The sequence below is a fragment of the Massilia violaceinigra genome (assembly GCF_002752675.1).
In the GTDB taxonomy this organism is placed as follows: domain Bacteria; phylum Pseudomonadota; class Gammaproteobacteria; order Burkholderiales; family Burkholderiaceae_D; genus Telluria_A; species Telluria_A violaceinigra.
The window spans coordinates 1-12,408 of the sequence record NZ_CP024609.1 but is presented as its reverse complement, the minus strand read 5'-3'; the positions used below and the strand labels follow the sequence as shown (position 1 = coordinate 12,408).

Sequence of the window (12,408 nt, the reverse complement as noted above, 5' to 3'; positions counted from 1 at the left end):
GATTTTCCTAATGAGGGGGAATCGAAAGCGGCGAGTGCCGCGGAAATGCGTGGATCTGTTGGGGCGCCAACAGCAGCGTTCGCCAGTGAGAGCCGCACTGGCACGGGCCACCTTCTTTAGTGTTCGTTCCAGGCCGCCGCGAAGTCGTCATCGCCGGACGGCTCCTTCGGCAGGGTCAGGCCGCTCGACCGCACGCCTTCGGCGCCGTCGATTTCGCTGTCATCCACACCACCGCCCTTCGATGCCTTGTAGTCGGTGAGCATGTCGATGATTTCCTGGGTGCTGCCAGCGTCGATGACCTGCGCCAGGCGCGCTTGTTCGGCGGGCTCCTGGCCGTCCTTCCACGCGCTAAATTCAGGCGATTCAACGATGTCGGTAAAGTCTTCGTGCGCCGCCGCGATGGCCTTGAAGTGATTGGCGTTGCGCTCGCCCTGCAGGTGTTGGATGACTTCGTCAACCGTGCTTGACAGGGTTCCCAGGCCCTCGCCCACTTTGTCGGCGCACACCTTGGCAATGAGGCGCTTCATCAGGTCCACGAACTCAGGGCCGAAGTCGTCCGCCAGCGCCTTTTCGGGATCGTCGGTGCCATCGGTGGCGCCGGCGTCGGCGGCCGGGTCGGTGACGTCTTCGCTTTCCTGGCTCTCACCCACGCTGGACGTGTCGAGCGCCCCTTCCTCGGCCGCCAGCTCGGCCTCCTTGGCCTGCAGCTGCGCTTCGTCGCCGGGTGGCTCGGCAGCTGCGGGGCCCGCGTCGGATGCCGCCGCTGGGACGCCGGCGGGGTCCTCGGCCCCGGCCCCGGCTTCCTCGGCCAGGCCGAACGCCTCGTCCTCGCTCTGCGCCGACGGTTCGGCGTCGGCCGCGTCGAACTCGGCGGCGAATGCGGCCGCGTCCTCTGTCTGCTGTTTTGGGGTGGTTGGCATGTGGATCTCCTGTGGAATAGCTCAATTGGGCGAAAAAAAACCCGCTCGGGGCGGGTGGTGGACTGCGGCGGTGTGCTCTACACGCGGACTGACCGGTGCACGCTATTGGTGCGGAGCATGTCGCACAGGGCGTTCACCTGGGCCAGGGCTCCCTGTTTGAATGCGAGCTGGTCGACCTTGATGGTCGCAAGCTCGGCGTAATACTCGTCCGCCAGCGCATCGAGCAGGTCCAGCAAAATCATTGTCTCGGGCATTGCGCGGTATTCGAGCAGTGCGGCCGACCCGCTCGCGATCGCGACGCGGCGCTGTTCGGGGGCGCGCATCATTCGATTGCCGCGGTCTCGATGCCGGCGTGCTCGCCGACGTTGGCGCCGACCTGGCCGCCGCGCGGGTCACGCTGGGCGGCGAGCTGCTGCGGATCAGGAATCGCCGGCTGGGCGGCGCCAGGCGCCGCAGATCCTGGGGGAGTGGGCTGGCCGGGGGTGGAATCGACCCAACCGGCCGATTTCAAGATGGCGTCGCCCGCCGGCGCAATCTCCGGACGCTCCGTCGCCACGCCGGCAGCCTGCATGCCGGCATACGCCGCGTCGACGTTGGTCTTGGTGGCGATAGCGTTGATGCGCGTGACCTCGGCCGCCAGCTTGGCCACCTCTTGCGTCAGCTTCTCGGCCTCCAGCATGGCGACCTTCACTTGAAGGTCCTGCATCTGCTGCTGCTGGGCGACGGCGGCCTTGGCGGCGTCATTATTGCGCTCGGCCTCCACCTCGTCCTCGGTCTTGATGATGCTCGACAGGTCGTGCGCTTCCGCGCGCTGGCGAAGCAGTTCTTCGCGTTTGATGTACGGGGCGTCCTCGGGGGTGAGGGTCGCCGCGAAGTTGTCCAGCTGCTGCGCACGCACTTCCTTCGCCATCAGCGACGCTGTGCCGCGCGCCTTGATGTCGAAGTCGCCCTTGCAGCTGTTGTCCGGGTTGAACTGCATGTTCCACTTGTACAGGTCCGAAATGAACGGCCTGGTCACGCCCTCGTCGTAGTTCGTGATCAGGTCCTTCATCACGATCGAGGCGTTCGCCATGAGCATGGACATGCCCGAAGCGGTGCCGGCGGCGCCCTGAGTGGCGTTTTCCCCCTGCATGTAGCGTGGGATGGCCGTCACGTCGTCGGCGTTCTTCTTGAACATTTCGACAATGGGCAGCAGTTCTTCCAGCCCGTTCGGCACATTGAGCACCCTGATTGCCTGCTGGCCGGCGTCCTGGCCGGTGCGCTTCCATATCTTGAACGGGTACATGTCGTCCGCGTCCTCGGCCGGAGACAACAGGGCCATGTTCACCTCGATCTGTGGGCCTGCCGACAACGCCGCGTTGTCGAGCACCATGCGCGTGGCCGCGTTGACGGTGGTCTGGTCGTCCCGCATGATCGAGGCGAAGCCGTCGCCGAAGATGCTCGTCTCGTCCTTGTCGGCGTAATACAGGTGGTACGGGTAGGTCACGCCGTTGATCGGCTGCAGGGTGATCTTGATCACGTCCCCGTCCGGCAGCATCCAAACGTTCGAGAAAAACGTTTCGTGCATCCGGCCTGCGGGGACGTCCACGCCGGCCTGCGACAGCAGTTCGCCGCCGATCCAACCCCAGCGCTCCACCACCTCGTAGTTGCCGTCGTGATTGAGCTTGGCCGACTGGCGCTCGCCGATCTGTCGGATCTCATTGTCGTAGGCCCGCGAGGTTTGCGCCCCCTTGGGGTTGGCCAGGATGTAGGAGCGGATCTTGGCGCCGTTAAACGCCTTGCGCTTGGCCAGTTCGGCGAGCGCGCCGCGCGTCATGATGTGCTGCTCGAACACGTACGCACAGTCGGCCAGCTTGGTGGCGGACATATCCGGGTAAAACCGCCACAAGGGCACATAAGCGACGAAGGGCACGATATACGACTCGGTCTTCATCACCCAGTTTCCATTGACCTGGACAAACTTCTGGCGCGTCTTGCGCTCGACCAGCGGCGCCTTGAGCACGCCAGTGCCGTACAGGTGGCCGCTGTGCAGCACGTCCCTGGCCGTGCCTTTGTACTGGGCCTCGGCCAGCTGGTCGTCCATGACCTTCGTCATTTTGTCGGCGGCCATCTTGACCAGCTTGGCGATCGCGGCGTCCAGCTCGCGCTTCGCCGGCACCACACCCGTTTTCGCGACGATCTGACTGATCAGCTTGCGCTTGGTGTCGCGGTCGACGGAGGGGACGGCGGTCGGTTCGGCCGTCCAGTTGCGGTCCGACGTCGTCGGGAACAGCAGGTCGGCGACGCGCGCGTTGGCGGTTTTCACCTTCACGCGCGTCAGGCGCACAAACGCCCTGGACCGGTTCTTCCCGAACTTCGCTTCCACGTCCGGATCATAGAGTCCGCGATACTGGCGCAGGTCCATGAGCCAACGCTGTTCGGTTTCACGGCGGTCAACCACCGCCTGGGCGAACTCGGCCAGGAGCGTAATGCCCAGCGTGTCGAGCGCGATGTAGGCGGCGTCATCATCGCGCGCCATCCCCTCGGTTGCTGCCCGTACGTACTCTTCATGCGTTGTATCTACTACATCAGTCATTAGCGTACCCATAAAAAAAGCCCGCATATTTGCGGGCCGGCATGTACAGTTTTATTGATGCATTTTTCGTATAACCTGTCATAGCGCCTCAAAGTGGCGTTAGTAGGCATATAGCAACAACAAAAAGGGTTTAAACATATACTCGGATTAGGTAGTAGGTTCCACCGGGCCAATAGCGCTCCTTTCTAGCCGACGTTCGAAACGCATGTCAAGTAAATCCCGGGCTAACTGAGGATCAACCCCGCGCGCGCGCAGCATTAAAAACGCAGGTTCAAATCCTAAATTGCGCAGCAACCGAAATGCTTCGGTAATTACCGCACTTGTGGAGTCATCTGTGCGTCGATTTGTTGTCATTTATCGTTCCAAGGTAGTAGAGCGTCACCAGACGACGCCTGAAGTCTAACGCAGCGAGGTGGAATTTTATCACTGGTCCTACAAGCATTGTAATTTCGACTTCAATATCCTGCACGCGATGCTGCTCGCTGTTGCGGATGCACACTTCGATGGCCCGAATCGTCGCGTAGTGCGCGCGGCACGACCGCTTCAGCAAACGTCATCGCAATGGCATCGGCACCGTCTGGTGAGCGCATCTGCCGCTTCTTCATGTCCTCCTTGGCCTCGATCAGGCGCGCGCCGTTGGAGGACGTCTTGTAGCTCGGCGCTGAAATGTCGGCGATCATGGCGGCGTCGTTCGGTAGCCGGTTTGGGCCGTCCTCGATCCATTCCTTGAAGCGGTACCAGATTTCCGCGCGCTTGTTGGCGTACAGCTCCGGGTCATCGGCCCTTGCAGCAGAGTTCACGCCGATGACGGGCACGCCCAGCTCCTTGAGCCGGTCCACGATCCCCGAGCCGATCCCGATCTTGTCCACGAAAATGGCGTCGGGCTGCAAGTCGCGGTAATAGCCGGCCAGGATGCCGGCCACTTCCATCGGCCCCTTCTTCTCGTGGTACTCGATCCGGAAGATGGTGCGGCCGTGACGGAAGGCGATCGCCGTCCTGTCCGGTCCGTATTCCGCCGGGTCGCAGCCGATCACGAAGGCGCCGGTGCGTTCGCGGTAGGTGCTGTTGACGGCGGCCATGACGCTCGTCGGGCTGATAAGCGGGTCGGTCGTGGCCGAGCGGAACGCGAGTGCGGCGGTAGCCGGGTACTCCTGATCGAAAAGCCACTCGAAGCCCCGGCCATAGGTGATCACCTTGTTCTGGCGCCACGCCATCTGTTCCATGTCCAGCCGGTAGGCGTCCATGTACTTCTGATCGTCGGCCGTGACGATGAAATTTTCCGGCACTGTCGCGCGGTATTCGTCCTGCCAGAACCACGGCACGAAGATGGCGATGTACTCGCCGATCCCCGCCTCGGCGTCCTGCCACATGCTGTGGAAACCGCCGCCGGTGCCGTTGGCGGTCGATTCAATGATGATCTCGGTGTCGTCCAGATCGGCAATCGTGTTGCCCAGCCCGGCCATGTGCATCTGCGCGTTTTTCCAGAACGCGAATTCGGAGAGGTGGGCTACCTGGGCGGTGTTGCCCCGGCCGACGTCGGCGGTGCCGGCGGTTGCCAGCTTGTAGCCGCCGTCGAGCTTGTCGAAGACCAGCTCCTTCGAGTTCGTCGCGCTAGTCGAGGGGGCGAACGGGTTGTGCCCGTGATAGCGCTTGACCATCTTGAACAGATTGTCCGTCGCCTTCTGCTCGTGTGCCACGATGAAGGCGGATCGGCCGAAGTTGATAGACGAGATACAGTAGAAGCGCGCGCCAATGTATGTCGAAGCCCCCTGCTGCCGGCCTTTCAGGATGATCGCACGGACCTTGCCGATTTTCTTGCGCTGTTCCTCGATGCGCGCATGGATGTAGCGCTGCGCCCGATTGAACTTGAGCAGAACCTTCTTGCCGCCCTTGTCCAGCACGTACATGCACGTTTCGCAGTGCAGCTCGATATCGTCGCGCAGCGCTTCGATGGTGGCTTCGATATCGGCTTGGCTAGGCGCCGCCATTTTTCGCCATCACGCGCTTGATGACGTCCTCGACGCCGCTGCCGATCTCGTCTTCCTTCTTGTCGTCCAGCCCGAACGCCTGGCGTTCCATGGCGATGAGATTGCGCAAGGCGTCGGCCAGCGTCTTCATGGTGCCGGCGCGGGAATTGAGGGACATGACCTTCTCGAACAGCTCAAGGCGCTTGTTGACGCCCTTCTCGTCCGGTGCGCACAGCATTGCGGCCAGGTCGCGGAACAGGTCCGCGTGGTCCGTTTGCACCTCCAGTTCTTCGAGCAGCTGCATCGACAGGCGCCGGGCGCGCTGGATATCCGAGCGGTGCGACAGGATGATCTGCGACTGCATCGCCGCGTTGACCTCCACGATCTCGCGCTCGCGCGCTGGCGACAGCGGCTCGGCGGTGGCCGGCACGACAGATTGCTCGACAAGCGACGTCGCCTTCGCGCGGATCTTGACGCCCAGGTGCCGGCTGATGTTCATCTTGCCGAAGCGCTTGTCCATGGCCGCGCGCGAGAGGCCGTGCTCGACGGCCATTTGTTGCTTGGTCTTGATGCCGGCGCGCCAATCCTTTTCGACCAGATCCCAGTCGATGACCTTCTTTTCGTTCGCCATGGTGATCAACGCGCTTTCTGGTATTTGCCCTGCAGGGTGCCGATGGAGTCGACGCCGTCATGTCCCAAGGCCCAGCTGCGGGCGAACTCGACGTCCTCGAAGTCGTCCTCCGGAACTTGGGCGCGCAGCCAGGGCGCGGCGGCATTGCGCGCCTGGTAGATCGTTGGCTGGGCCTGCTCGGCCACTGGGTCCTGCTTGACGGGGGTTACTCGTGCCATCACGGACGCCCAAAAAAGAAGCCCCGCACGCATTGCTGCGCCGGGGCTGGTGCCTGACTGCTCAGGCAACGGTGGAAGGGAGATTGCTTCGGACATGAAAAAAGCCAGCGGGACGGGCGTCGCGCTGGCTTCATTCTGCTTGGTGCCCGGTGGCAGGCCCCGCCCTATCTGGACGGTGGCGTGCCCCGTGGCGGGCACGACGCCAGCGAGTCGCCAGGTGCGTCATGCCCGCCCGACGGCGAGACGATCCGACGACATCCCCTTGAAAGTGCCCGTGTTAAAGGCCCTTTTCGCAAGAGTCAGTTTTTCAGACTATCGAATTGGAGCGAATTTTACGGCGTTTCACGCAAGTTTCGCCATGTCTATTTTGCGCACAATTCGTTGCATACCGGATATTCATAAGCATTCCGGCAACACGCTTAGACTGCTGCGAACATTTTCATAGGTAGCAGGCCAATGTCGCGTTGTAACAACGTACTTTTGTACTCCACTAAAAGAGTCTACAGGTCACTATGAGTTTGCTTTGCCCAAGACGAGGACTCAAGGTATGCTCAAAAAACCGCCCAACTCCTCCCACTTTCGCGTTGTGCGCCTTATTCGCTCTATTCGCTCTATTCGTTCTTTCTCGTGCTGCTCCGCTGTTGGACCCTTGCACGATTGAATCATCCTTTTTGCGAGGTGCCTCGTGGCAGTGACTACCGTTTCCGTTTCATTCGCCAATGGATTTTTTGGCGATGCATCCAAGAGCAATGAGTCGTCTTCGACATCGTATCTGACGTCGCTCGGCTGGTCTAATGTGCAGTTCCAGCAGGCGACAAATAATGGCCAGTTCGGCGGTAGCCAAGGTAACGACTACTCCGGTACCATCATTGTTACGGATTCGCTAGGCGTAGAGCATCGCATTGATGGTGTCATCAATTGGCGCGCGCCCAGCGGCGCTGTGTCGACCGTCGTGTTTTATTCCACTGGCGCGTCGCATACACTGGCGAAAACTGGCGGAGGTACTGTAACGGTAGACCCGTGGACGGGGGCAAACAACGATCCCCACAGCTATATAGGCTTGACCTTCAATGGCCAGGCGTTGGTCATTGGCAATGACGGCAAGGTTAACGGCAATGCGGCCACCAACGGCCTGCTAGACTCGCTGAACACGTACCTAAACAACCAGCCACATTTGGTGATAGGGGATGCTGTCGTCAACGAAGCGGCCGGCACCGCAAGTGTAACGATCACGCTGGACACGATCACCGCTGATACTGTCACTGTTAAATACGCGACACAAAACGGCACCGCTAGCGCTGGAACAGACTATACGGCCGTTAATGGCTCGCTGACATTCCAGCCTGGCGAAACAAGCAAGACAATCCAAGTGCCGATCCTTGACAACAACGCCGTGGACGGCGCGCGCACGGCCGTAGTCGTGCTTACCGACAGCACGTTCGCTGCCATCACAGGCAACACGGGAGTCGTCACGATCAACGACAACGACGCCGCGCCCTATGTCGGCACCGTGGTGGCCGAGGACGCTGGGGCGCTAGGCTCCAACCCCGTCGACAGCACCGTTATCGAAGGCGGTTCGCTAGTCTTTACCGTCGTCATGAGCCGCACAGGCGGCGGTGAATTTACGTTGGCGACCGGTGGGACTGCGCTGCCGGCCGAGTATGGCACGTTGCTGTTCAGCGACGGCGTTACCTGGAAGAACGGTAGTCCAGGCAGCGGCATCGTCGTCGTACCGAACAACGTCGGCAGCTTCAAGATCACGATCACCACGGTCGACGACAGCGACATCGAAAACGCCGAAACGCTCTTGCTGACGGTCGGCGGCATCAACGCGACGGGGACGATCACCGACAACGACAGCCAGAGCGTCACCACCGTAATCGCCGAGGATGCGCTCAACATCGGGGCCAATCCCATCGACAGCAGCGTGGCAGAGGGCGCTGCGCTGCGCTTTACCGTCACTCTCTACGGCGTTAGCCCTGTCTCGAGCGAATATGCGCTAACCTTTGGCGGCACGGCCACCGGCAGCGACCTAGCGATGCTCACCTTTAGCAATGGGGTCGCCTGGAAGAATGGGGACGCCAACAGTGGCATCGTCGTGGTTCCCGCCGGCGTGGTCGACTTCCAGGCGCTGCTGACAACCAATAACGATACCGTCATCGAAGACACGGAAACGGTTATATTGACGGTGGGCAGCGTCAGCGCCACCGGGACCATCACGGACAACGACAGCCAGAGCGTGACGACCGTCATCGCCGAGGACAGTGGCCACTTAGGCCAGCAGCCGGTAGACAATACGGTTGTTGAAGGTGTGGCCCTAGTCTACACGGTAGCGCTGAACGGGGTCAGCTCGACACCCACCGAGCACGCACTGTCAGTTGGCGGCACGGCCGCGCCAGCCGACCTAAACACCTTTGTATTTAGCGACGGCGTCGGGTGGAAGAACAGCGATCCGGGTACCGGCACAGTGATCGTGCCGGCCAACGTGGCCGGCTTTACAATAACCGTACCGACCGTGGACGACGTAATAATCGAAAGTGCGGAAAGCGTCACGCTGACGGTGGGCGGCGTCGGCGCCAGTGGCACTATCACGGACAGCGACAGTCCGAGCGTGACGACCGTCGTCGCCGAGGACAGCGGCCACTCGGGCCAGCAGCCGATTGACAGCGCAGTCGTCGAAGGTGTGGCGCTCGTCTACACGGTAACCCTAAATGGTGCCAGCCCAGCAGTCGTCGAGCACGCGCTGTCGGTTGGCGGTACAGCCGCACCGGGCGACCTGGGCAATTTCGTATTCAGCAACGGCGTGGCGTGGAAGAACGGCGACCCTGATACCGGCACCGTCGTCGTACCGGCCAACGTGGCTGGCTTCACAATTACGGCCTCCACCATAGACGACAGCGTCCTCGAGCCGGCGGAAACTCTGGTGCTGACAGTCGGCGGCGTGATGGCCACCGGTACGATCACGGACAATGACGCGCTGGCGGTCGCTAGCGTCAGCGCCGAGGATGCAGCCCACCAAGGCGCCGACCCGGCCGACCGAACCGTCGTCGAGGGCAACGCGCTGGTGTATACCGTTGCGCTGAACAGCACGAGCCTTGTACCGACGGAATTCGGATTGGCCGCTGCAGGCACCGGCAGCGCGGCCGATCTGGGCGCCTTTGGGTTCAGCGCGGGCGTAACATGGAAAAACGGTGATCCAACCACTCACATGATCATCGTGCCGGCTGGAGTGGCGGTGTTTACGATCACCGTCGCCACTGTGGACGACGTGCTAGTCGAGCAGGCCGAGAGCCTCGTACTTGCCGTCGGTGGCATCACGGCTGCGGGGACCATCGAAGACAACGACGTCACGCCGACGCCGACCCCACCCACGCCAACACCAACACCCACGCCAACACCCAACACCAACACCCACCCAACACCCAACACCACGCCAACACCCACGCCAACACCCACGCCAACACCAACACCCCACGCCAACACCAACACCAACACCCACGCCAACACCAACACCCACGCCGCCGGCACTACCCGTGCTGGACACGTCGCTCGACCCTACGTCCGACAATGGGTCCAGCAACACCGATTCCGTTACCAGCGTGCTTGCACCGGAATTCACCGTATCTGCCGGAACCCTGCTGACGGTTGGCGGCAGCGTGCGTCTGCTGGCGCCCTCCGGCACCGTGATCGGCACGACCGCCGTTACCGCCGACGCCATTAGCAGCGGCAAGATCAACGTGGGGCCAGGTCAGTTGGACGACGGCGTCTACACGTTCACAGCACAGGTGCTGGACGCGAATGGCAAAGTGCTCGGTTCTGCACCGGTGTCAGTCAAGATCGTCACGGATCTCGATGGGGTGATGCCGTCGATTGAGCTCGCTGCTAACGGCGGTGACTACAACCGCGACGGTGTGCTGGACTGGCAACAGAATTCCGTCGCGCAGATGCCTCTGAAGTCATTAGCCGACTTTGCCCTGGGCAAGGACGCAGCCGCGTCGTCGTTCGGTGCCATCCTGTCCGGTTCGGTCGGAACGACCAACGGCGTCGTCGCGCTGACGCCCGGAGCGCAACTAAAGGATCTCAGCATCACGGCGCAACCGGCGCCGCTGGCGGCAAACTTCCGGGCCGTCTCTCCTGTCTTCAACTTCTCCGTGACGGCGGAAGAAGGCGTAAACAGCCTGCCAGATGGGGACGCCGTTCAAGCCGGCTTGCAAACGCGGGTTGTCATCGAGCTGGCACAGTTCGGCGCGCTGGCGAACGACTTCCAGAAATTCGATAAGGTCACGCAAAGCTGGTACAGCTTCTTGGACGATCAAGACCTGAGCACCTGGGACGATGGCGCTACGTTGCTTGACGTGAACGGCGACGGCCGCATCGATCGTATCGTACTTACCTTGACAGAGGGTGCCAAAGGCGACGAGGACGGTCTTGTCAACGGGACTATAGTCGACCCGGGTCTGCTCGCGTTTGACACGAGGCCCGTCGGCCAGGTGTACAGCATAAAGCTGGCCGGCGACGATCGCTATTACACGGCCGATGCCATCGAGGCGGCGCAAAAGGCGGCGCTGCCCGGCAGCGTCTTCGAGGGCGTGCGCTTCGACGAGATCGATGCCACGAAGGGTGGGCGGCCTCTGGCGACGTATTTTCAGCCGTTCACGCAGGACTACACGTACGCAGCCAGCGGCCAGCCTCTGCCATATGCCTGCTACGATGCCGTGACGGGCGCAGCGGGGTTCAATGCAGCCGCCGCGGGTAGCAAAAACGGCGTCGATTTCCACCTATACCAAGATATCAATGGTAATACACAGCTGACCACTGCAGCCGAAGCGGCAACGCTAAACCTGGTGGCACAAGGATTCACGGACCGGGGCGCCAGGTTTAGCGCGACTACCGAGCATGCGTTTGCGTTCGATGCGGAAGGCTACCTGATCGCCAACCAGGACAATGCGTCCGTACAGTTGCTGGTGCAGAAACTGGCCATGATGTACGGCGCCACTACGGCAGCTGGGTTTGTCGATGCCGTTGAACAGAATTACCTGCAACAGGTGCAGTTGGTAGGGGTGGCGCATGGCGCGGCCGCCACAGCTGCCGATCTCAACGCCGTGTACGGCACCCATTTCACTCTATGAGGTTTCATGACAAAACGAGACACTGGACGTTACATCACCCTGGCTACCGCGCTGGCGGCCAGCTCTTTGGTGTTGGCACCGGCGCTGGCTGCGGTCGACGAGGCGCCAGCGAATTACTGGGGCGGGCACCTCGGTGCCAACATGCTGCAGGAATGGAATGCCAGCGTGGATTTCGGATTCGGCACGCCGATCGACGGGCGGGCCGATCTGAAGCGGGGTGTGCATGGTGGAATGCAGGTGGGGCGCCAGTCCGGTCACGGCCGCTATGAGCTGGAGTACGAGCGCGGACGCATTCGCGTGCAGCGGCTGACGCTTGAGCCGCTGAGCAAGGCAGTAGACGGTAGCGGCCACTACGATGCCATATTCGCCAACGCCTACCGGACAGACCGGCTCGGCACCGCGCTGGACAGCTTTGTTGGCGGCGGGATAGGCTGGGGCCGCGTCAAGCTACCGCAACTGAATCTGGGCGACACGTGCGCGTGCTTCGGCCCTGCATCGAAAAGCGGTTTCGCTTGGCAGTTACGGGCCGGCCTTACTTACCGCATGTCCGCTACCGACAGTATTGCGCTGCAATATTCTTGGCTGCAGCTGCCACGGCCCTATCGGGACGGGGCACCTTCCGTAAAATATGAGCGCCGGCGTCTTGGCGCATTTACACTAGGCTACCTACACAATTTTCGCTGATCGGAAATTATGTCAAATGAGTCAACATGAACGCTGCGTGCATGGCATTTCATGCCGCGATGAGACCGATTTGCGAAGTGCCACCTGGTGCTGAGGAAAAACGGGGGCACAATGGCTGTCGAGTGTTATTGGCTTGGGTATAATGGGACCCGAAGACCACCGTCGGCGCGGCCTTCCGGTGCGAGCCCAACCCTGGCCTCGCGCTACCCAGAGTTCCAACACGGCTGCCGGGCCGGCCCCATACGGAAGCGCATGCCGCACGGATCCCATTTCATCGAACAATG

8 protein-coding genes and 1 pseudogene are annotated in these 12,408 nt (G+C 61.6%); 3 read left to right on the top strand and 6 right to left on the bottom strand.

Features of this window, described 5'->3' with window-relative positions:
- Window positions 1-116 precede the first annotated feature (116 nt).
- The 6 genes from CR152_RS32265 to CR152_RS32235 form a co-directional block, all read right to left on the bottom strand.
- A complete protein-coding gene (locus CR152_RS32265) occupies window positions 117-920 on the bottom strand; it encodes a hypothetical protein (protein ID WP_157778892.1) in 804 nt (267 codons plus the stop codon).
- Between the two features lie 77 nt (window positions 921-997).
- The gene (locus tag CR152_RS32255; RefSeq protein WP_157778891.1) at window positions 998-1,246 is read right to left on the bottom strand and encodes a hypothetical protein; all 249 of its coding nucleotides are present in this window, start codon (window positions 1,244-1,246) and stop codon (window positions 998-1,000) included.
- Window positions 1,243-3,495 carry a portal protein gene (locus CR152_RS32250; protein WP_157778890.1) on the bottom strand — a complete coding sequence of 751 codons (2,253 nt, stop codon included), beginning with the start codon at window positions 3,493-3,495 and terminating at the stop codon, window positions 1,243-1,245. Before CR152_RS32250 ends, CR152_RS32255 begins: the two co-directional genes overlap by 4 nt.
- A gap of 455 nt (window positions 3,496-3,950) precedes the next feature.
- Window positions 3,951-5,483 (bottom strand): terminase large subunit, encoded by a 1,533-nt coding sequence (locus CR152_RS32245; RefSeq protein WP_099883029.1) that lies wholly within the window; start codon window positions 5,481-5,483, stop codon window positions 3,951-3,953.
- A complete protein-coding gene (locus tag CR152_RS32240) occupies window positions 5,470-6,093 on the bottom strand; it encodes a hypothetical protein (protein WP_157778889.1) in 624 nt (207 codons plus the stop codon). The genes CR152_RS32245 and CR152_RS32240 overlap by 14 nt, the downstream gene beginning before the upstream one ends.
- A 5-nt stretch (window positions 6,094-6,098) precedes the next feature.
- On the bottom strand, window positions 6,099-6,311 hold the full coding sequence (locus tag CR152_RS32235) for a hypothetical protein (protein WP_157778888.1): 213 nt from the start codon (window positions 6,309-6,311) through the stop codon (window positions 6,099-6,101).
- 685 nt (window positions 6,312-6,996) lie between these two features.
- Between CR152_RS32235 and CR152_RS34935 the strand changes: the two are divergent.
- From CR152_RS34935 to CR152_RS32220, 3 genes and pseudogenes are all read left to right on the top strand, one after another.
- Window positions 6,997-7,785, top strand: a pseudogene (locus CR152_RS34935) (Calx-beta domain-containing protein); the annotation flags it as partial.
- Window positions 7,786-9,619: 1,834 nt separating this feature from the next.
- Entirely contained in the window at window positions 9,620-11,440 is a 1,821-nt protein-coding gene (locus CR152_RS33730) for an Ig-like domain-containing protein (protein ID WP_307718611.1), read from the top strand.
- Window positions 11,441-11,446: 6 nt separating this feature from the next.
- Window positions 11,447-12,124: an outer membrane protein gene (locus CR152_RS32220; protein WP_099883023.1), complete on the top strand. Its 678-nt coding sequence runs from the start codon at window positions 11,447-11,449 to the stop codon at window positions 12,122-12,124.
- The last annotated feature ends 284 nt before the right edge of the window (window positions 12,125-12,408 follow it).